This window comes from Rossellomorea aquimaris TF-12, assembly GCF_001648555.1.
Lineage (GTDB): Bacteria > Bacillota > Bacilli > Bacillales > Bacillaceae_B > Rossellomorea > Rossellomorea aquimaris.
The window spans coordinates 95,597-118,359 of the sequence record NZ_LQXM01000026.1; the positions used below are offsets into that span (position 1 = coordinate 95,597).

Sequence of the window (22,763 nt, forward strand, 5' to 3'; positions counted from 1 at the left end):
GAGCATTTAATGAAAAAACATTGCTGGAAAATTGGTTATTTATGTTAAAATGTATGGAGATATGCAAATTATAATACTTATAACCGAATAGAGGAGTATACTTGATCACGATTAGCATTTTAGCTATTATTTTATTTATGTTAATAGGGTCTATCTTTGCCAAAAGAAAATATGTGAAATTCTCGAAAAAAGAGAAAGGGAAAATAAAGGACAAGCATAGCAACCCGATTCCAATACTGTTAGGTGCATTGGTGTATATTGGGTATATGACTATGTTTCTATCTATTATATTAAATATTTATTTTCTAAGATATATTGCTTTTGTTCTTATGGGAATCGGGTTAGTATTCAATGGTGCGGAAGAATGGAAAATAAACTTAAATAGGGGATTGTTTTTAGTGATTTTGGGAGGGGTAGTCCTTTTAATAACTGGCTTATTGTCTATTAGATTTATATAGTGGGCCTTCTTGGAATTCATATTTTAATCAATCCTAAATATCCAATAAAAAAACAGGGTGCAGAATCAAGTGTGATTCTATACCCTGTTTTTATTGCTTTTGAAGAAAACCTGTTAACTTACATTTAAATGCTTTCTTTTTTAAAGCATTTGCTGTCTTATGGAAGAAGATTCTCAATTACGATACGTTTTCCTGTACTCAATGTGAATTCAAAACGATCTCTCTTTTTCTTATAATAAGTGAAGTGATGTTGAACGGCACATACCTCAATTCCATTATCGAAGGTCATAAAGTTGACCCCTTGCTTAATTTTTTGATTTTCTAAGAAAACAAGATGATTATGACAGAATATACTATCATAGATTGAATAATGTAGATTGTTTAGTGTCGTAATAAATTGGTGAAAGGCATCGTCGGAAATCTCATCTAACAGATTTTCAAGAGAATACATGATGTGTTTCTTTATTTGAACTCTATCTCCATTCTCGATTCGTACTCGCTCATAAGGTGTAACGATAATACCGTCTTCTAAAAGAATCCCTGCTATCCAATCGCTGTTTCTAAATAATTTAACTTCATGATTCAGGTAAAATTCAAGATCTGTTTCTTCATCAGCATTTATTTCAAAGAATAGCCACGAATCGTCTTCAAATAGAACGGTTCCTTCAGAGAAAGCCCTCTCTTGGGAATTTAGTATGTTTGATCGGTATGTTTTACTCAAATGAATATCCCTCCTTAGCTACATTTCTTATCATAATTATCATATTTCATTCATAGGAAGTTTGATTGAGGCAATTAACCATTTGATATCACATGCATAAGATAATCTATGTGTCAAAGAGCCCATTTTGTTTGACTAGAAAGTGAGGATGATCATAATGTGCGGAATTACTGGTTGGATACATTATAAACGAGATCTTTCAAATCAAAAAGTAATAGTAGAAAAGATGGCAGAAACCCTTTCAAAACGAGGGCCTGATGAAACGAATGTATGGTTGGATCAGCACGTAGCATTTGGACATAAACGATTAATCGTTGTTGATCCAGCAGGTGGAAGACAGCCAATGAGTATTAAGTATAAAGAAAAACTTTATACCATTTGCTACAATGGAGAGCTGTATAATACAGAGGATTTGAGAAGTGTTCTTCTCTCCAAAGGGTATACTTTCAAAGGACATTCTGATACAGAGGTATTATTAACTTCATATATTGAGTGGAGAGAAGAATGTGTTAACCATTTAAATGGAATTTTCGCATTTGCTGTATGGGACGGGGAAAGGGACCATGTATTTATTGGAAGAGATCGAATGGGTGTAAAGCCTTTGTTTTATGTAGAAGAGAATGGTGAATTATTGTTCGGATCTGAAATAAAATCCCTACTTGCTCATCCTAATGTAAAGCCGGAAGTGGATCTTCAAGGATTAGGAGAAGTGTTAGGTCTAGGGCCGTCACGTTCTCCTGGTAATGGTGTGTTTAAAGGTGTAAAAGAGTTGCGTCCTGCTCATGCTATGGTCTATTCGAAGGATGGTTCGAAGATTTGGAGATATTGGAATGTGAAAAGTAAGAAGCATACTGACTCCTTTGATGAGACTGTAGATAAAGTGAGGTTCTTACTAACAGATGCCATTAAGCGGCAGCTTGTATCGGATGTTCCTCTTTGTACATTTTTATCAGGTGGTCTTGATTCAAGTGCAATTACAGCGGTAGCTGCAAATGCATATAAGACTGAGGGAAAGGGGAGCCTTCATACTTACTCCATAGACTATGAGGAAAATGACCAATACTTTAAGTCTAATGAGTTTCAACCTAATTCAGATGCTCCTTGGATTGAAAAGATGACAGAGACCTTTCATTCAACCCATCATAAATGTGTGATTAGTCAACAGGAGTTGAAAAATTATTTAGTCGAAGCGGTACACGTACGGGACCTTCCAGGAATGGCGGATGTTGATTCATCCTTACTGTGGTTTTGTAAGGAAATCAAGAATAACTTTACGGTGGGTCTTTCAGGAGAATGTGCAGATGAGATTTTTGGCGGGTACCCATGGTTTCATCGACCAGATGATTTTAATCGAAAAGGGTTCCCTTGGATGCGTTCAACCAGTGAAAGGCAGGGACTGCTGAAGGAAAAGTGGAGTAAGAAATTGAATTTAGAAGAATATGTTCTTAATCAATATGAACGTACTGTACAAGAAACGCCGGTATTAGAAGGTGAAAGTGAGCTTGAAACGAAAAGAAGGCAATTATTCTATTTGAATTTAGTTTGGTTTATGACTACCTTGCTGGATCGAAAAGACAGAATGAGTATGGGAGCAAGTCTTGAGGTTCGTGTTCCATTCGCAGATCACAGGTTAGTAGAATACGTGTGGAATATCCCTTGGGAAATGAAGATGCATGAAGGAAGGGAAAAAGGTATCCTTCGAAAAGCACTAGAGGGAATTCTCCCTAACGAAGTTCTTTATCGCAAAAAAAGTCCTTATCCCAAAACCCATCATCCTGTTTATACGAAGCTTGTAAAGGATTGGTTGGTAGAAATTTTAGAGGATAAATCAAGCATTCTTTATGAATTATTTGATGAAAAACGGTTGAAGGAAATTGTCTCAACGGGAGGGTCTGCTTTCCAGGTTCCATGGTTTGGTCAATTAATGACAGGGCCACAATTATTAGCTCACTTAGCTCAAATTCATGTTTGGTTTAAAGACTATGATATAAAGATTGTAGAATGAAACACATGAAATGACATGTCCGAACATAGATATAGAGTTATAAAATCAACATAAGAGAGACATAGTAAAGGGAAAGCAACCTTTCTATGTTTCTTTTTTTTAGGCTCTTTTCGTAAACTTTGTTGCTTTTTAAAAAGTAAGTAATGGTTGATTGCAGCGAGAGGTGCTCGCTTTCTGTGGGGCGTGAGTTTGCGCACCTTCCGCTCCAATCACTTATTTCAAGATAAAGATTAATCTAAATAAAATGTAATGACGTTGTCTATTTTGACAACGTCAATAAAAGAAGAGTTTAAATTTTGTGTCCTGTGGAAAAGAATTGTATACTATTATTGTATAAGTATTGTATAATAATTGTACAAATAAAATATAATTGGAGGCTCATACGATGACCAAAAAAATTATCGTCATCGGCGCTGGTCCAGGTGGCTTAGCTGCAGCGATGCTACTCGCTAGTAAAGGCTATACAGTAGAAATTTTTGAAAAGCAGTTATTTGTTGGAGGAAGAAATGGTTCTGCTCAAATGAATGACTATACATTTGACATTGGGCCTACTTTTTTAAGCATGCCGGAGATAGCCGAAGAACTATTCCAGGCTGCAGGTAAAAACCTTCATGATTATATTGATTTAAAAGAATTACCGATGATGTATGAGCTGGTTTTCAAAGATAAAAAGGTTCAAATGTTTAAAGACCCAATCAAAATGAAAGAAGAGATTGATAAACATTATCCAGGTAACGCTGAAGGGTATACGCGTTTTATGAACGATACAAGAAAGAAGATGAACCGATTAAAACCTATCCTTCAGAGTCCGATGGACCAATATTATCAATATATTACCTGGAAGGTTTTGAGAGCACTTCCCCAGCTTTCCTTAGGGAAATCTTTATACAATGTATTGAGTAATTATTTTACAGAACATGAACTACGATTAGCTTTTACATTCCAATCCAAATATTTAGGAATGTCACCATGGGAATGTCCTGGTGCCTTTTCTATTCTTTCCTTTATGGAACACGAGTATGGTATTTTTCACCCGATTGGAGGTTTAAATCAACTATCAAAAGCCATGGCAAAAGTAGTAGAGGAAAATGGTGGCACGATTCATTTAGGCAATGAAGTTCACAAGCTATGGATCCAGAAAGGGAATATTGTCAAAGGAATTATTACTGCTAATGGAGACAAGGTATCAGCTGATGAGGTTATTATAAACGGTGATTTTGCCCATGTGATGTCTAATCTGGTAGATGAAGGTATTTTAAAAAAATACAGTAAAGAAAAACTGAAAAAGAAAAAGTATTCTTGTTCGACTTTTATGATTTATTTAGGAATTGATAAACAATTTGATATTCCCCATCATACAATTGTTTTTTCGGAAGACTATAAGAAGAATGTGGAAGAAATTACGAAGTCCTATACTCTCTCAAGCGATCCTTCTATTTACATTCAAAATGCCTCCGTAACAGATAAAACCCTGGCACCACCAGGACATTCTACATTATATATTCTTGCACCAGTACCCAATAATATAAGTGGTATTGATTGGACAGAGAATGAACAAAGGTTCAGGGACTTGGTTCTGGATGCTGTTGAAAGAAAGACAGGGTTCAAAAATATTCGAGAGCACATTAAAGCTGAAAAGATAATTAGTCCACATCATTGGGAAGTCGACTTTAATATCTTTCAAGGTGCAACTTTTAATTTAGGACATCAACTTTCTCAAATGATGGCTTTAAGGCCGCATAACAAATTCGAAGAGCTTAAAAATTGCTGGTTAGTTGGGGGCGGAACTCATCCAGGAAGTGGATTACCTACAATATTAGAGTCAGCTCGAATAACAACAAATATGCTTCTTCATGAAGATCCTTCCTTTTCATTCACGAAGCAAGAAGGATTGGAGCGAGTACTATGAATGTATCAGTAATAGGATCAGGAATTGGTGGACTAATCTCAGGTTTATTATTAGCAAAAGAAGGTCACAAAGTGACCGTATACGAAAAGAACGCAAATATTGGTGGACGCTTAGCTTTTGTGAGAGAGAGCGAGTACAAGATAGACCAAGGTCCGACCATTGTCTTATTGCCTCATATGCTCTTGTCAATTCTGAATGAAGCAGGTGTAAACACAGAGAGCATTGAATTCGTTCGATGTGATCCTTTGTACCATGTACATTTTTCTGATGGTCAGATTTATAAAAAATATGCAGATAAAGAAAAACAATACAAAGAAATTGAAGAGCAGTTCCCTGGAGAAGAAGGTGGGTTTCTTCGATTTATGGAGGACATGGAACAAAGGTTTGAATTAGGTCAGCCGCAGTTTTTAGAATCGTCCTTTCATCGAAAGAAAGATTATGTCAATGTGAGAACCTTTCAATCATTATATAAATTGAAAGCTTATCGAAATGTAATGGGAAATCTAAAACACTATTTTAATCATGAGAAACTTCGCATGGCTTATGGACTCCAAACTCTTTACATCGGAGGAAATCCATATACTACTCCAGCCATATATAGCCTGGTGTCTTTTAGTGAACATAAACATGGAATCTATTATATAAAAGGTGGATATGCCAGTTTATTGAATCACATTCAAAAAGCCTGTGATCAAAACGATGTGACCATCAAAACTTCGACACCTGTTTCAGATGTGATATCAGATGGAAATCAAGCAACTCATATCGTAGTCGATAATGAAACCAAAAAAACAGATGCCATTATTATGAATGGTGATTTTCCAACTTCAGCGTCCTTAATGAACAAGAAGGCTCCTAAATCATATAAACCTTCATCTGGTTGTGTCCTTTTATACTTAGGGGTAAAGGATGAATATCAAAATAAAGAAATACATCAATTTTATTTAAATGAAGATTTTTCAGGGAATATGGAGGAAATATTTAAGAATAAACGAATTCCTAAAGAACCGTCTTTTTATGTGTTTAATCCCTCGAAAATTGATTCCTCTCTTGCTCCTGAAGGTAGTAGTGTATTATATGTTCTTGTTCCTGTTCCATCTTCAGAGAATGTGGATTGGAAAGAGGCTACAGAATTTATTTCCAATTATGTTTTAGATACAATGGAAAAAAAGGGGTTTCACCATTTAAGAAAGAAAATAACTTGGATGAAAGTCAGAACACCAAAAGAAGCAATGCAAGAGGGATTATACTCAGGAGGAAGCTTTGGGATAGCCCCTTCACTTTTTCAATCAGGACCATTCAGACCTCAGGTTCAGCCTTTTAAAGAGAAGAATGTGTTTGCTGTAGGAGCTTCCATACACCCAGGTGGTGGAATACCCATAGTGATGCAAGGAGCAAAGCTGGTAGCTCATGCCTTTTCTGAACAATTCAAAACAGAGTCTGAGAGAAAGGAAGTGTCTATGCATGAACAAGATCTCGGAAGCTTACGATCATTGTGAGAATCTGATAAAACATCACTCAAAGACATTCTATAAAGCATTCTCTTTATTGCCAAAAGATCAAAAGAAAGCCGTATGGGCCGTTTATGCTTTTTGCCGAAAAGTGGATGATCTGGTAGATGAAGGGTTAAGGCCAATAGAAGATCTACAGGAATTTGAGTCGCAGTTTGAAAGCTTTCTCGATGGGGAATTTGATCATAATCAACCTATGTGGGTAGCTCTTTCCGATGTGTTTTATCATTACGATATGGACACCCAGGCATTTAAGGACATGATAAAAGGACAGAGAATGGATATTGATGAAAAGATATATCGAACGGTCCAGGACCTTCTGGAATATTCCTACCATGTAGCAAGCACTGTGGGGTTAATGCTGCTTCCAATACTTGCCCCTGGCAAGGAAAGAGAGCTTAGAGAAGATGGCATTCACCTGGGATATGCCATGCAGATCACAAATATCCTTCGAGATATCGGAGAAGATTTAGAACGAGGCCGATTATATATCCCCCAAGATCTATTAGTAAAGTATGAATATACGATTACCGATTTACAGTCCCACAAAAATAATCAAGCCTTTCGCCAAATTTGGGAGGAACTTGCCCAAATAGCTGAAAGCTTTTATGAGAAATCATTTAGGACAATGAACCTTTATCCTCTTTATTCAAGAACCCCCGTCAAGGGTGCTGCATTATTGTACAGAGCTATTTTAAAAGAAATTAGAAAAAATCAATATAATGTTTTCTCACAAAAAAATTATGTACCTAGAGATAAAAAAGAAAAAATCATTTCGACTATTTCATAGATAAGCTCGTATGGAGGTGAATAGCACCTGCCATATGAGTTTATTTTTGTAATAAAAAATGGATTACTCATTAGTGAGTAATCCATTTAAGTCCAATTAAATGGTGTTTCGATGGTTCATCGTTTTATGGCTTTTAGAAGTACCGATAGAATTTAACCGATCGACTAAATCACTTCCGAATGGAGAGGCAGAGGAAACGTTTGATTCTAAAACCGTATCTTTTAATTCATAGGCGTTAGAACCGTGTTCAGTAAAGTCTAAGCCTGATAATTCTTCCTCTTGAGAAACGCGGATACTGGAAACTCTAGTCACGATAAACAAGAAACCACCTACAGTTATAGAAGTCCAAGCGATGACTGCCACGACTCCAAGCGATTGTGTGGCTAATAAAGATGCTCCGCCACCGTAAAGTAATCCATTTGATACATCGAATAATCCTACTGCAACTGTTCCCCAAACTCCACAGATTCCATGAACGGCAATGGCTCCTACTGGGTCATCTACTTTGAGTTTAGAATCAATAATTGTAACTGCTTCTACTAGAATCACACCAGCGATTAAACCAATCGCCAGGGAGCCGATAAGAGATACATTGGCACAACCAGCTGTAATGCCGACTAAACCACCTAATGCACCGTTTAACGTTAGGGAAGGGTCAATTCGTTTAAAGCGGGCTAATGTATAAAAAGCAGATGATAGTATGGCTGCTGATGCTGAAAATAATGTTGTTGTAATAACGTGAGGAACAAGAGTCGGATCCGCTGCTAAACTACTACCCCCATTAAAGCCGAACCACCCGAACCATAGAATAAATACACCAAGAGCACCAATCGGTATATTATGACCCGGAATAACATTCACTCTTCCTTTATTATATTTTCCAATACGGGCTCCAAGGAATAAGACTGTAATGAATGCCCCGACAGCCCCAGTTAAATGAACGACGGTAGAACCTGCAAAATCTACAAATCCCAGTTCTGAGAGCCATCCTCCACCCCACACCCAATGACCGACAATGGGATAAATAAGTCCCGTCATAGCAACAGTTAGTAAGATATAACTTTTTAGCCTCATCCGTTCAGCAACAGCACCAGAAATGATTGTTGCGCAGGTAGCGGCAAAAACGGATTGGAAGAGGAAGAAGCCGATATCCTCTCGTCCTGAAAGAACGAAGCTATCTGTACCTAAGAATCCCCCACCAGTACTACCAAACATTAATCCAAATCCTACGATGAAGAATAAAACAGAAGCAATAGCCACGGTTAGAAAGTTTTTCATTAAAATATTCAAGGAATTTTTCGCTCGAGTAAAACCGGTTTCCACCATGGCAAAGCCTGCATGCATAAAGAATACGAGTACAGCAGCAATCATGACCCAAAGTGAATCAACAGACGCTTGAACGGACTGTGCAGTTGGTGCACTAGCAAAGGCAGAGGTACTAAAACATAAAGACAAAAGAAACAAAACAGATATTTTTTTAATCAATGATATCCCTCCAAATTAGTCTTAAATTAAAATTCTATGAAACTTACAAAACAGCCTTTTTCCCTCTTTCTCCAGTTCGAATCCGAATAACATCTTCAACAGGATAAATGAATATCTTCCCATCACCAACGGTTTCTGTACTGCATTGCTCAACAATCAAATCAATAATATCTTCCACCTGACCATCATCTACAACCATTTCCACTTTTACACGAGGAACTAATTGAAGTTCAAATTTATTTCCTCGAAAGATTCCTTGTTTTCCTTTTTGCTTACCGCATCCTGCTGCTTCCGAAACTGTTAATCCGCTAAAGCCCCTTAGACATAATGCCTCTCGTAATGATAAAAATGATTCAGCTCTAATGATCGCTTCCACTTTTTTCATCCTTTGAATTCCTCCTAAAATTTTTTATTCCTGATGCCTAGAAAGTATGTTAGGTTTTATCACATGAATAAGTTATATTATTTATCATATTCAGAAAATAACAAAAGTTCAAGAGGTAAATTCCTATGTAAGCGCTTAAATGTAAAAAAAGTTAACATTATTTTTTTGTAAGCGGTTTATTTTGTTGAAGAGGGGAAGTTTTCTTGGAATATAAAGAAGGACATATGAGGGGGATGATGTAATCGATCATAAATGAGGTAAAAACGATCCGATATTGTTGAGAAACAATCCGTATCGTACAGTAAACGATCCAAAAGTAAGAAATTTCAATCCATAATGAATAAAAAACGATCCAATTTCCAAAAAAACCAAAACCCTACCTTATTATGAGAACAAATAAAAAAGCACCCTATCAAAGGGTGCCTTCGTAGTTAGTAATTAACTACATCGCTTACCACATTTCTCAGCAAATCTAATTAAAGATCGAACTAAGAAATAGTGGATGACGATTAATGCAATTGCTATGATCCCTAGAATGATTAAAGCAATAGTCGAAGAAACTAATGCTTTAGCAGCTAGAGCTAGAGCAATTGGGGCTAAAAATAGTGTGAAAATAGCCAGACCGATTCCGATGCAGCATAGTCCACAATGAGTTTTTAGGATTGAAGACATAGATTTCACCTCCTGAATGATTCTACTACTACATTATGTAAAGACGGTGGAATGGTGTGGACAACCATACAAAATAGGAAAAAACTCCTCCAGGTTTTTTAGTTGAATATAAGAAGATTTTCTCAAACACTGGAAGTTAAGAGAGTATTAAAAAAAGAGTGAGTTCTCCTGTGTGAGATCTCACTCTAGCATTTAACCACTTTGTTCTTGAGAATTTACAAACCCTTTGTTCATCCAAACCTTTGACCGCCATCGTTTTAACATGATTAACCCCCTCAACCACTCATCTGCAATAAAGGAAATCCAAATGCCAATCAATCCTAAACCGAGCCATATTCCTAAAACGTAGGAAAGGGTAACGCTGACTCCCCACATAGAGAGGATTCCCATATATACAGGGAAGCGTACGTCTCCGGTGGCTCTTAAGGAATTGATAACTACTAAATTGAAACTGCGTCCTGGTTCTAAAATGATCGTTAAATAAATCAATGTTTTACCTAGGGATATAATCTCTTTATTATCAGTAAATATACTTAGTAACGGTTCAGCAGCAATGGAAAAGATGCCTGCCATGATAAGAGAAATAACAATAGAGATTTTTAAGCTTTTTAAACATCTATCATAAGCACTATTAAATTGCTTTGCACCTATCATGTGACCAATCATTATTTGGGTTCCTTGACTAATGGCCACGCTGAATAAAAAGATAAACATCATTAAATTTTGGGTATAGACTTTAGTCGTTAAGGCATTCGTACCTAAACTAGCGATAAAATAGGTAATGATCATTTGTGATCCATTATAGGACAAATGCTCACCGGCAGAAGGAATCCCGATTTTTAATAAGCTTTTTACATGAGTGATAGGGATACGGAAAAATTTCTTAAAGGGTAGAGCTGAAGGGATTCGTTTAGAGATTACGAGAATTGCCACAAAGAAACCGATAAATCTAGACCCAATAGTTGAAAGGGCTACACCCTCAACTCCTAAAACAGGAATTCCGAATGGTCCAAAGATAAATAAGTAGTTTCCTATAACATTAATAATATTCATTCCGATTGTAATGTACATAGCGTCTTTCGTATATCCGTAGCTTCTCATGATGGCTCCTGCCGTCATGATGAGTGCTTGAATAAACGCAAAGCCACCAACAATTTTCAAGTAAGTAGAAGCTTCCTCAATAAGAGAGGGAGGGAGATCCATTGATAATAGTATAGGTTCATTGAAAAGAACTAATACAAGACTAAGTAATAGTCCAAATAGTAAGTTCACTGCTATGGAGACAATCGAAATTTCTCCTGCTACTTGCTCTTTTTTTGCACCTAAGTTTTGTGCGACAAGAATGGCAGTCCCAGTGGCTACAAAACCAAACATTACAATAATTAAAGACAGTATTTGATTAGAAACACCAACTGCTGCAACGGAGTCGTCAGAGTATTGACTGAGCATTAATGTATCTGCATTACCCATAAGCATATGAAGAAATATTTCAATGAAAATAGGCCAAGTCAGGGCGAAGAGAGTCATGTTCTTTTGGTTCTTACTCATATAGAGTTACTCCTTTAATGTGGCTAAAAAGCAAAAGCCTAGATAAGGTTAGTCGAATAGACAAGGGGACTAACCCCTATGAAAGAGGGGAGTCCCCCGTGTGAAAGCTTTATAAATTAGAAATGAAGGAAGGCAAATCCATAGCCTTCTAATTCAACTTCAATGGAATCTGCTTCAGCAGCAAAATCTTCATTGCTCCACAGATTTGTAATTTTCTTTCCTTTTAAATTAAACGGTAAGGAATAAGATGTGGGTTCATCCTTACAATTGAGAAGAACCAATATCGTGTCCTTTCCGTTTGATTTAGTAAATGCGAGACATTGATCATGGAGGTAGCCAGGTAAGAAAGCCAGAGCTCCTTCGTTGGCTAACAACGAATAATCTTTTCTTAGTTGAATTAATTTTTGGATATGTGTAAATAAGTCCTCATTGTGATGCTCTTTTTCCCATGGGAAGCATTTTCGGCAGCCGGGGTCTTGCCCTCCTGTTAGCCCAATCTCATCTCCGTAATAAATACAAGGAGTTCCTGTGAAAGATAGCATAAACGTATAAATCTGCTTCACTCGCTGAATATCTTCACCACACTCTGTTAATACACGAGGGGTGTCGTGACTTCCTACAAGGTTGAAATTCACTTCATTCACATTTTTAGGATACATATGAACAACGGTCGTCATATTTTCAACAAATTGTGTGGGAGTGATGGTTCGTTTAGCAAATAGATTCAAAAGGTTGGTTGTGAAAGGATAATTCATCACGGCATCAAATTGATCTCCTCGTAACCAAGGCATGGAATCATGCCATATTTCTCCCAGAATATAAAGATCGGGTTTAATACTCTTTACTTCTTTTCTAAACTCACGCCAGAAATGATGATCTACTTCGTTTGCCACATCAAGGCGCCAACCATCAATATCAAATTCCTTTACCCAGTAACGACCTACTTCTAATAAGTACTGGCGAACCTCGTTATTCTCGGTATTTAGTTTAGGCATTGTAGGTTCAAATGCAAACGTGTCATAGTTAGGAGGAACCATGTCTATGTCTAAAGGGAATTCCTTAACGTGAAACCAATCCTTGTAAGGGGAGTTCTCACCTTTTTTTAGTACGTCCTGAAATTGTTCAAAATAAAAGCCGCTATGATTAAAAACAGCATCGAGCATAACTTTCATTCCATGCTCATGGCAAGTAGAAATCAGTTTCTTCAAAGTCTCTTTTGTACCGAATTGGGGATCGATTTCAAAATAATCGATTGTATCATATTTATGATTAGATTGAGCTTTAAAGATAGGGGTGAAATAGATGCCTGAAATTCCTAACTCTTTAAGATAAGGAATGTTTTGAATAACGCCATCTAAATCACCGCCAAAAAAGTTTGAAGGTGTTGGGTCAGAACTATTCCATTTCAAGGAACCCTCAGGATCATTGTTTTCGTTTCCGTTTGCGAATCGCTCTGGGAAAATCTGATACCACACTGTATCTTTTACCCATGAAGGAGCTTTAAATACATCGATTGCATTTAAAAAAGGAAAGCAAAAATAATCTCCAATATCAGTAGAAGGAGAATCTGCAAAGCCTTTTTCTCCATAAAATACTTTTTCACTTTCATTACTGAGAAGAAAACCATACCTAAGACGCTTAAAGGGAGGAGAGATGGGAGCAAACCAATAGTCAAATAGATGATCGGCTCCTGTTAAAATCATTTTTTTATTCTCATAAATCCATTTTCCATTTTCCCATTGATAAGGATCTCCATGTAGTAGAGTAACCTCTTGAATATCATTCTTTTTTGTTTTAATACGTATGTGTAATTCATTATTAGTGCAAGCGTATGCATAATTATCTTTTGGACGGTGGTAGACTGCTTCCAATATCATTTGAAATCCCCCTCTTTTTATTTCCCCCTAAAGAGTATTCTAATTAAATAACGTTGTCAACAAACAGTTCTAGTCTATTAAAACGTTTTCAATATAAATCTTATATTCTCAAAAAATTTTAAAAAAGTATTGTCAAAATAAATATAGTTTGTATAATAAGAAGTAGATTGTGCAATCGTTTTCACAATAAAATGTAAGCGATATCTTTAAACTTATATAGATGTTAGTGCAAACGTTTGTTCAATTCACAAATATGATTCAATACTTTTACTATACTTAGGAGGGGTCAAGATGAAAAAAGCATTATCATTATTGATGGTAATCATGCTTGTACTAGGGGCGTTAGCTGCTTGTGGTCCTAACCGTGAAGAAGGATCTTCAAGTAACGACAGCGAGAAAAAAGCTGACGATGGAAACAAGCCGGAAAAATTAGTTGTCTGGGAAGATCAAGAGAAAACTGGATGGCTAGATGAAGTAGGTGCCAAGTTTGAAGAAGAAACGGGCATCAAGATTGTAGTGAAAGAAGTAGAAATGGCTACAAAAATGAAAGAACAATTACGTTTAGATGGTCCAGCTGGAACTGGCCCAGACGTATTAACTTTACCACATGACCAAATCGGTGAACTTGCACTTGCTGGTCACATTGCGGCATTAGAGGTTGATGGTGAAATTGAAGATCGTTTTACTGAGTCATCAATGACAGCTCAAAGCTACGATGGAAAACTTTACGGTCTTCCTAAATCTTCTGAAACGCCAGTATTTGTTTATAATAAAGCGTTAATGGAAGAAGCACCAAAAACGATGGATGAAGTTTACACATTTTCTAAAGAATATACTAAAGATGGAAACTACGGTTTCTTAGCTCTTTGGGATAACTTCTATTTCGCTCATGCACCAATTGGTGGATTCGGCGGATATGTATTTGCTGAAAATGATGGAGCACTAGATTCTAAAGATCTTGGTTTAAACAATGAAGGTGCTGTTGAAGGTACTGAATATATTCAAAAGTGGTACTCTGAAGGATTATTCCCTAAAGGTATCGTTGGTGAAAATGGTGGTTCAGCACTTGACGGTCTATTTGGTGAAGGGAAAGTGGCTTCAGTAATGAACGGACCATGGTCTTTCCAAGGATATAAAGATGCTGGAATTGATATCGGTATCGCTGCTATGCCTAAGCTTCCTAACGGTGAGCCAATGAAAACATTCATGGGTGTTAAAGGATGGCATGTATCAGGATACTCTAAGAATAAAGAATGGGCTCAGAAGTTCATCGAGTTCATTACTCAAGATGAGTATGCTAAATTACGTTTCGAACAAACTCAAGAAGTTCCAACAAACCAAGGGTTAATCGACGATCCTGCGATTGCTGAAAACCCAGGTGCTAAAGCGGTTGCTGAGCAATCTCAATACGCTGTACCAATGCCAAACATTCCTGAAATGGGAGAGGTTTGGGGACCAATGGCTGACTCACTTCAAACTGTTGTAACTGGTAAACAAGAACCTAAAGCGGCTCTTGATGCAGCAGTGAAGCAAATTGAGCAAAACATTGATGCTAATCACTCAAATTAATAGTTAAAACATAGCGGTACCTTCTCAACCTTGAGAGGTACTGCTATCCTTTTAAAGACCTATTCAAGGGCTTTAGGAGTGGAAAAGTCATTAATGGGTAAGACTTTAACCTTATACCGAGAATATTGAACAACCTTCATGTTTACAGAAAAATGTTAAAGTCATTTGCTTTTCATCTGCTAAAGCTCTTGAAGCTTACTAAAATAGTTGAATGTAGAAAGGGGAATATAGGATGAAGGAACAATCCTATCAAACAAAACATAGAAAAACAGCATTGGCCCTTTCCCTAATCCCAGGATTAGGTCAGATGTATCATAGACAGTTTTTAAAAGGCGGATTTTTCTTAATCATGACAGCCGCTTTTATTCTTGTCTTTAGAGACTTGATCGGTTATGGACTTTGGGGAATTACAACATTAGGAACGGATATTTCTTACGGAGATCATTCCATTTTCTTAATGGTATATGGAATATTAGCAATTATTGTCCTGCTTTTTGGTATCGGCTTTTACTTATTTAATCTTCGTGATGCATATGTAAATGGTGAAAAGAGGGACAGAGGAGAACAGCTGAGTACAATTAGAGAGCAATATAGAAACTTAGTAGACAATGGCTTCCCATATCTCATTATGTCACCAGGGTTTTTATTGCTAGTGTTCGTTGTTATATTCCCAATCATATTTGTAATCTTACTTGCGTTTACAAACTATGATTTATATCATTCACCACCTGCTAAGCTGGTCGATTGGGTTGGAATCCAAAACTTTATTGACATTTTTAAGATTGATATTTGGAGAGAGACATTCTTTACCGTATTAGCGTGGACCTTAGTTTGGACATTTGGTGCAACAACATTTCAAGTTGCATTAGGAGTATTCTTAGCTATTTTAGTAAATCAAAAGGATTTAAAAGGGAAAGCCATCATTCGTACAGTTTTTATTTTACCTTGGGCGATTCCTGCGTTCGTATCGATTCTCGTTTTTGCCGGAATGTTTAATGAAACATTTGGTACCATTAATCGCGATATTTTAGGAATGTTTGGAATAGAAGGGTTACCATGGATGACTGAACCCATGTATACAAGAATTGCCCTTATTTTCATTCAAGCTTGGTTAGGCTTCCCATTCATTTTTGCCATGACAACAGGTGTGCTTCAATCCATTCCTGATGAACTGTATGAAGCGGCAACTGTTGACGGTGCTTCAGCTTTCCAAAAATTCAAGAACATTACTTTACCACTGGTTCTGTTTGCAACTGCGCCAATCATTATTACACAGTACACCTTTAATTTTAATAACTTTAATGTTATTTATTTATTCAACGGTGGAGGACCTGCATTAACAGGGCAGAACGCAGGTGGAACTGACATTTTAATTTCTTGGATCTACAGCTTAACGATGACATCAGCACAATATTCTAAAGCTGCTGCCATCACTTTACTACTATCGATTATCGTTATTACAGTAGCGATTTGGCAGTTCAAGAGAACGAAATCATTCCAAGAAGAGGATATGATGTAATGATGAATATGAAAAGACAGAAAACCATACGTTTAACTCTATCGTATATAGCCATTGGAATCATGTTTGCAGTTATTCTGTACCCAGTTGCATGGATTATCGGTTCATCCTTTAATCCTGGTCAAAGCTTATCGGGGTCTTCCATCATACCTAAAAATGCAACGTTGGCCCACTATAAAGAATTGTTTGATTTAGAGCAAAGTAACTATCTTCTCTGGTATTGGAACTCATTAAAAGTTAGTTTATCTACAATGGCATTAACCGTTCTGTTAGTAAGCTTAACAGCGTATTCTTTCTCACGTTATCGATTTACAGGAAGAAAAAATGGATTAATGACATTTTTAATACTACAAATGATCCCTAACTTTGCTGCATTAATTGCGATTTTCGTTCTAGCCTTATTAACTAAATTACTAGATACTCATATCGGATTAATTCTTGTCTATGTAGGTGGACAGATTCCCATGAACACATGGTTAATGAAAGGGTATTTAGATACGATTCCAAAAGAACTTGATGAATCAGCAAAAATGGATGGTGCAGGACATTTACGAATCTTTTTCCAAATTGTTATGCCTCTTGCAAAACCAATCATCGCCGTTGTTGCATTGTTTTCATTCATTGCACCATTTGCGGATTTTATCATAGCAAGTATATTATTGCGTTCAGAAGAAATGTATACACTACCTGTTGCCCTGTATGACATGGTAGCAAAACAATTCGGTGCAGAATTTACGACTTTTGCTGCAGGATCAGTTTTAATAGCTGTTCCGATTGCCCTTCTCTTCCTGTTCTTCCAGAAATACTTTGTTTCAGGATTGACGGCAGGGGGTACAAAAGGATAATCTTATAGGCGTTACTAACATTTGAGGAGGAGCGGAGATGAAAAGAAGAGTATTATCTCTCATTTTAGTCCCGTTTCTTCTTTTTTACGCCCTTCCGGTAGGTGCAGTTGAAAAAGAAGAACGAAAGTGGCAGGATGAAACGATTTATTTTCTAATGGTTGACCGATTTAATAATGGAGATACAAGCAATGATTTTACCGTTGATACGAAGGACCCTAAGGCTTATCAAGGCGGAGATTTCCAAGGTGTCATTGACAAACTTGACTACATTAAAGAGATGGGATTTACGGCTATTTGGCTAACTCCCGTATTCGAAAATCAATCTAAGGGCTATCATGGATATTGGATCACGGATTTTTATAAAACAGAAGAACATTTCGGTTCCATGAAAACCTTTAAAAAGCTTGTTGAAGAAGCCCATAAACGCGATATTAAAGTGATGCTGGATTTTGTAGTGAACCATGTTGGACCGGAGCATCCCTGGGTGAATGACCCTGAAAAAACAGATTGGTTTCATGAAAAACAACCAATGAACTTTAATAATGAAGAAAGTGTCCAAAATGCTTGGTTGTATGATCTTCCGGATTTAAACACGGAAAATCCTGAGGTTAGGAATTATCTGTTTGACGCTGCAAAATGGTGGATAAATGAAACAGATATTGATGGCTATCGTTTGGATACTGTAAGACATGTTCCCCAGGCTTTCTGGACGGATTTCAGTAAAGAAGTAAAATCGGTAAAAGAAGATTTCTACCTTCTTGGTGAAGTCTTTGACCGGGATCCGCAACAGATTTCCAAGTATAATGATGTCGGAATCGACGGTTTCGTCAACTTTCCTCAAGCAGAAGAAATGCGTTCTGCTTTTCAAAAGCCGGACCATTCATTGGACCGACTGTTCAACTTTTGGAAATACAATGAAACATTTTATAATAATCCTTACTTAATGGGAACTTTTATTGATAATCATGATATGGAACGGTTTACTCGACTGCTGGTTCAGGAGAAACAGTTCCCTGGTACTCGATGGAAGTTGGCTTTAACGTATATGTACACTACTCCAGGAATCCCCATTGTATATTACGGATCTGAGATTGCCCAAGATGGAGGGAATGACCCAGATAATCGTCGCCTGATGAACTTTAGGACAGACAAAGAACTGATTGATTACATTACACAACTAGGTAAGGTGCGACAGGATTATCCTGCCTTAACAAGAGGAAGCATCGAACCAATCTATGAAGAAAATGGCATGGGGATATACAAACGTATATATAAGGATCAAACGATTGTAGTTGCTATTAATAATACTAGTCAGTCTCAGAAAGTGAAGCTAGGTGAAGAAGATTTAGCTGAAAATAGTGAACTTAAAGGATTGTTAGCAGGAGATTTGGTTCGAAGTGATGAAGATGGTAACTATACTATTGTTCTTGATCGCGAAGAAGCCGAAATCTATTCTCTTAAAGAAAAGAGTGGATTAAATTACCCTTATCTTGCAGCATTAGGGACAGTTTATGTCTTATTTCTCTTGTTTATCTATCTAGTGTGGAAGCGTGGAAAAAAGAATAAAAAAAAATAATTTAGAATTTCTTGAAGGGCTCTACTTGCGAGCCCTTCCTATTCGTCAAAAATGGAAGCGTTTTAATTACCACCTTTTTTCAAAAGGCTCTTAATCTTAGTGTTTGTTGCTATTTAAGGTTAGACAGAAGTAGTTGATTGCAGAGAAAATCACCTTTCTTTATTTAGAAAACCAAAAGAGCGTTCCAAAATGAAAAATTAGTATAGCCAGCTTCTCGTTTTAATTGAAAGGGGGGGGAATGATGGCTGTCACGATTAAGGATGTAGCGAAGTTAGCAAATGTAGCACCATCAACTGTATCTCGTGTTATTGCTAACAACCCGAGAATAAGTGAAAAGACAAAGCAAAAAGTGAGAGAGGCTATGGATCATTTAGGCTATCATCCGAACTTTATTGCAAGGAGCCTGGCAAATCAGTCTACACAAGTCATTGGTTTAGTCTTACCAGGCTCTGCTAGCACTTTTTCTCAAAATCCATTCTTTCCAACGGTGTTAAGAGGACTAAGTGAAGGAGCTCATGAAAAGCAATATGCCCTTCAAATGACAACAGGTCAAAGTGAAGAAGAAATCTTCGAAGGTGTTGTACAGATGGTGCAAGGGGGAAGAGTAGACGGAATTATCCTACTCTATTCTAAAATTGAGGATGGAGTCATGAACTACTTAAAAGAACGAAATTTTCCATTTGTTGTCGTTGGAAAGCCATATAAATATTCTGAGGAAATTACACACGTTGATAATGATAATTATCGTGCTACGAAAGAAGTAACAGACTATTTACTTGGTTTAGGACACGAATGTATAGGGTTCATAGGCGGTGATTTAAATCTAGTTGTAACGGTTGAACGTTTACTCGGTTATGAAAAATCACTAAGAGATGCGGGAATTAATATGAATGAAGATTATATTATTCACGAAGAATTCCTGCGTGAAGGGGGCCGTGAAGCGATTAATGAGCTCATGCAACTAAATGAACCTCCAACGGCATTAGTTGTCGCGGATGATTTAATGGCATTAGGCGTATTGAACACCTTAGATGAAATGGGAATACGTGTGCCTGAAGATATCTCGATTATCAGTTTTAACAATGTCCTTCTGGCTGAAATGTCTCGTCCTCCTTTAACTTCAGTGGATATTAATATTTTTAATTTAGGTAATGAAGCAGCTAAAAGCCTCATCCAAAAGATTGAAAATCCTAAAGACCCTATAAAGAGAATTATTGTCCCGCACAAACTAGTGGAGAGGTACTCATGTAGTCATCTAGAGACCAAGGCATAATAAACCCATCCAAAAATGGACTCCTTTTATATAAAAGGAGTCCGTTTTTTTATTTATCCATTTATAATTGTTCCACCATTAATATGAATCATCTGCCCTGAAACATAGCTTGAATCATTACTTGCTAAATAAACGTAAGCGGGTCCTAATTCAAAAGGCTGTCCTGCGCGACCTAAAGGGGTATTGGACCCAAATTGTGAAACCTTCTGAGAACTGAATGTTGAAGGGATAAGAGGAGTCCAAATAGGACCAGGTGCCACTCCATTTACCCTAATTCCATCTGAAGCGATGTTTTCGGCTAAAGATCGTGTAAAGCTGACAATCGCTCCTTTGGTTGAAGAGTAGTCTATTAAATCTTTGTTTCCTTTATATGCTGTTATGGAAGCTGTATTTATGATAGACGCACCCTTCTTCAAGTGTGGAAGAGCAGCTTTTGTTAAATAAAACATTGAGAAAACATTGGTGCGGAATGTTCTTTCTAACTGTTCATTGCTAATATCCTGAAGTCCTTGTTGCGGGTGCTGTTCAGCTGCATTATTGACCAGTATATCCAGCTTTCCAAACTTTGAGATGGTTTTATTTATAATGTCTTCACAAAACGTTGAACTCCCAATATCACCTGCTAATAAAATACATTGAACTCCTTCTGCCTCAACAAGATCCTTCGTTTTGTTAGCATCTTCGTGTTCATCTAAGTATGAGATGGCTACATGAGCTCCTTCTCGAGCAAAATACCATGCTACTGAACGACCAATTCCACTGTCTCCACCTGTAATGAGAGCTACCTTGCCATCTAATTTTCCACTGCCTTTATAATTTTGATCAGTATGAATCGGTTGAGGATTCATTTCATCAATTGTACCTGGTTGATGGTTTTGATGTTGAGGTGGGAAGGTTTGTTTATTGTTTTGTTGTTGTGACAATGAAAACACTCCTTATATAAGTTAGTCAATTTTTTAATGAAGAGAGGCTATAAGGTTTCTTAGATTAGTGTTTACCCGGAGTGTGTAATTATTAACATGTTTAGAGAATATTTGTAGAATGCTCTTTTGGTAAGGCTGCTATCGTAAACTTTGGTACTTTTGAAAAAGCGAGTAGTGGTTGATTTTAGCTCCTGGTGCTCGTTTTCGGCGGGGCGTGAGGTGAGCATCCTCATTGCAGGTTGGTACATACTCAAAAAAAAGATTTACCCTCATAATAGGGTAAATCTTATCTTCACTCGTTATTATTTTTCATCATGCCTTCACCCTTATACCCGACAATATTTAAAAATCCTTTTGGTGAAGAGTATGGTGGAGCATAAGAGGTCTCAATTTCTTGAAGTTCTGTAACGGTTAGGCCAGCGTAAATGGCAGTAGTAAGAAGGTCAATTTGTTTATCGATTCCTTCGCCACCTACTACATTTCCTCCAAATATCTTTCCGGTTTTAGTACAAAAATGAACTCTCATATAAACGTGTTTTGCATCTGGATAATACCCTGCATGAGACTTACCTTCATGAACCACGGTATGGAACGAATATTTCCGCTTTTTTAATTCCTTTTCACTCAATCCTGTTGAGGCAACCGTTATGTCGAAGACTTTCGCAATGGTTGTTCCAAGCATACCCTTAAAAGGAACTGGACTGCCTGTTATATGCTTTCCGATTATATATGCTTGTCTATGTGCTGGCCAAGCTAACGGAACTTGTTTAGGACTCTCATCGATATAGTCAAACGACTCAGCTACATCTCCAACAGCATATATAGAAGGGTCATTCGTTTGCATAAATTGATTGGTTTTTATTCCACCAGATTCCCCAATGGATAAATCAGAGGTTTCTGCAATACGGTTGTTCGGTCTTATGCCTACAGCTAAGAGCACAAAATCAGACTCCAATGATTTACCGCTATCGAGTTGCAGAGTGTTAGATGAAAGAACTTCTTTAAGGCCATCTTTTAAATACAACGAAATTTCTTTTTCCTTCATATGTTCCTGAGCAATTAATGCTGTCTCTTCATCCACAATACTTAAGATATGGTTTGAACGTTCTACTAAGTTAACCTTTATCCCCAGATGTTGAAAGTTTTCTGCCATTTCTACCCCAATAAATCCACCACCAATAATGGTACATGTTTTTGGTTTTTCTGTTTCAATGTATTGTTTTAATCTATCCATATTTTCCACAGTTCTCAGGTTGAAAAAAGGAATTTTATCTAATCCCGAGATCTTTGGAATAAAGGGTCTGGCACCAGTCGCTATGACGAGGTAGTCATATGATTCCTGGTATTCTCGATTGTTTTGATGGTCTTTGATTTTTATCTTTTGATTCTTTCGATCAATCTCTATAGCTTCATGCTGCATTCTCACATCAATATTTTTTTTAGTATGTAATTTTTCTGGTGTTGATGCAAATAGACTTTCTCTTTTTTTAATGACATTTCCTAAATAATAAGGCATCCCGCATGCACCATAAGATAGATAGGATGTTTTTTCTAAGAGAATAATTTCAATATGTTCGTCCAGTTTTCTTATTTGAGAAGCAGTAGTAGCTCCACCACCAACTGCGCCTATAACAATTACTTTTTTACTCAATTTTTTCCCCCCTAAAGGCTCTATTCGTAAACGATGCCTCAATCAA

General features: G+C 37.0%; 18 protein-coding genes. 10 read left to right on the plus strand and 8 right to left on the minus strand.

Annotated features, from left to right (window positions below):
* Positions 1–101 precede the first annotated feature (101 nt).
* On the plus strand, positions 102–458 hold the full coding sequence (locus IQI_RS08460) for a hypothetical protein (protein ID WP_064092216.1): 357 nt from the start codon (positions 102–104) through the stop codon (positions 456–458).
* 157 nt (positions 459–615) lie between these two features.
* Here the strand turns inward: IQI_RS08460 and IQI_RS08465 are convergent, their stop codons facing one another.
* On the minus strand, positions 616–1,179 hold the full coding sequence (locus IQI_RS08465; protein WP_064092217.1) for a DUF2777 family protein: 564 nt from the start codon (positions 1,177–1,179) through the stop codon (positions 616–618).
* Between the two features lie 157 nt (positions 1,180–1,336).
* Between IQI_RS08465 and asnB the strand changes: the two genes are divergently transcribed.
* The 4 genes from asnB (at position 1,337) to IQI_RS08485 (ending at position 7,394) form a co-directional block, all read left to right on the plus strand.
* Positions 1,337–3,184 (plus strand): asparagine synthase (glutamine-hydrolyzing), encoded by a 1,848-nt coding sequence (gene asnB, locus IQI_RS08470; protein WP_064092218.1) that lies wholly within the window; start codon positions 1,337–1,339, stop codon positions 3,182–3,184.
* Positions 3,185–3,569: 385 nt separating this feature from the next.
* Positions 3,570–5,093, plus strand: a complete 1,524-nt coding sequence (locus tag IQI_RS08475; RefSeq protein ID WP_064092219.1) for a phytoene desaturase family protein — start codon at positions 3,570–3,572, stop codon at positions 5,091–5,093.
* Complete coding sequence (locus IQI_RS08480; protein ID WP_064092220.1) at positions 5,090–6,592, plus strand: phytoene desaturase family protein; 1,503 nt, start codon at positions 5,090–5,092, stop codon at positions 6,590–6,592. Before IQI_RS08475 ends, IQI_RS08480 begins: the two co-directional genes overlap by 4 nt.
* Positions 6,558–7,394 carry a phytoene/squalene synthase family protein gene (locus tag IQI_RS08485; protein ID WP_064092221.1) on the plus strand — a complete coding sequence of 279 codons (837 nt, stop codon included), beginning with the start codon at positions 6,558–6,560 and terminating at the stop codon, positions 7,392–7,394. The genes IQI_RS08480 and IQI_RS08485 overlap by 35 nt, the downstream gene beginning before the upstream one ends.
* A 96-nt stretch (positions 7,395–7,490) precedes the next feature.
* On the opposite strand, the gene IQI_RS08490 is transcribed toward IQI_RS08485, so the two are convergent.
* The 5 genes from IQI_RS08490 to IQI_RS08510 all read right to left on the minus strand — a co-directional run bounded on the left by IQI_RS08490 (position 7,491) and on the right by IQI_RS08510 (position 13,361).
* Positions 7,491–8,879: an ammonium transporter gene (locus IQI_RS08490; RefSeq protein WP_064092222.1), complete on the minus strand. Its 1,389-nt coding sequence runs from the start codon at positions 8,877–8,879 to the stop codon at positions 7,491–7,493.
* 43 nt (positions 8,880–8,922) lie between these two features.
* Positions 8,923–9,264: a P-II family nitrogen regulator gene (locus tag IQI_RS08495; protein ID WP_064092223.1), complete on the minus strand. Its 342-nt coding sequence runs from the start codon at positions 9,262–9,264 to the stop codon at positions 8,923–8,925.
* Positions 9,265–9,702: 438 nt separating this feature from the next.
* Complete coding sequence (locus tag IQI_RS08500) at positions 9,703–9,936, minus strand: hypothetical protein (protein WP_064092224.1); 234 nt, start codon at positions 9,934–9,936, stop codon at positions 9,703–9,705.
* Positions 9,937–10,128: 192 nt separating this feature from the next.
* The gene (locus IQI_RS08505; RefSeq protein WP_064092225.1) at positions 10,129–11,484 is read right to left on the minus strand and encodes an MATE family efflux transporter; all 1,356 of its coding nucleotides are present in this window, start codon (positions 11,482–11,484) and stop codon (positions 10,129–10,131) included.
* Between the two features lie 116 nt (positions 11,485–11,600).
* Positions 11,601–13,361, minus strand: coding sequence for an alpha-glycosidase (locus IQI_RS08510; RefSeq protein WP_064092226.1), 1,761 nt, complete (start codon positions 13,359–13,361; stop codon positions 11,601–11,603).
* Between the two features lie 291 nt (positions 13,362–13,652).
* Between IQI_RS08510 and IQI_RS08515 the strand changes: the two genes are divergently transcribed.
* The 5 genes from IQI_RS08515 (at position 13,653) to IQI_RS08535 (ending at position 20,143) form a co-directional block, all read left to right on the plus strand.
* Positions 13,653–14,930, plus strand: a complete 1,278-nt coding sequence (locus IQI_RS08515; protein ID WP_064092227.1) for a sugar ABC transporter substrate-binding protein — start codon at positions 13,653–13,655, stop codon at positions 14,928–14,930.
* Positions 14,931–15,162: 232 nt separating this feature from the next.
* Positions 15,163–16,449: a carbohydrate ABC transporter permease gene (locus IQI_RS08520; protein ID WP_064092228.1), complete on the plus strand. Its 1,287-nt coding sequence runs from the start codon at positions 15,163–15,165 to the stop codon at positions 16,447–16,449.
* Positions 16,450–16,451: 2 nt separating this feature from the next.
* A complete protein-coding gene (locus tag IQI_RS08525) occupies positions 16,452–17,294 on the plus strand; it encodes a sugar ABC transporter permease (protein ID WP_064092399.1) in 843 nt (280 codons plus the stop codon).
* A gap of 37 nt (positions 17,295–17,331) precedes the next feature.
* Entirely contained in the window at positions 17,332–18,870 is a 1,539-nt protein-coding gene (locus IQI_RS08530) for an alpha-amylase family glycosyl hydrolase (protein WP_064092229.1), read from the plus strand.
* A 241-nt stretch (positions 18,871–19,111) separates the two neighbouring features.
* The gene (locus tag IQI_RS08535; RefSeq protein ID WP_064092230.1) at positions 19,112–20,143 is read left to right on the plus strand and encodes a LacI family DNA-binding transcriptional regulator; all 1,032 of its coding nucleotides are present in this window, start codon (positions 19,112–19,114) and stop codon (positions 20,141–20,143) included.
* A gap of 53 nt (positions 20,144–20,196) precedes the next feature.
* On the opposite strand, the gene IQI_RS08540 is transcribed toward IQI_RS08535, so the two are convergent.
* Both IQI_RS08540 and IQI_RS08545 read right to left on the minus strand, forming a co-directional pair.
* On the minus strand, positions 20,197–21,066 hold the full coding sequence (locus IQI_RS08540) for an SDR family oxidoreductase (protein ID WP_064092231.1): 870 nt from the start codon (positions 21,064–21,066) through the stop codon (positions 20,197–20,199).
* Between the two features lie 292 nt (positions 21,067–21,358).
* Complete coding sequence (locus tag IQI_RS08545) at positions 21,359–22,717, minus strand: CoA-disulfide reductase (RefSeq protein WP_064092232.1); 1,359 nt, start codon at positions 22,715–22,717, stop codon at positions 21,359–21,361.
* Positions 22,718–22,763: the final 46 nt, after the last annotated feature.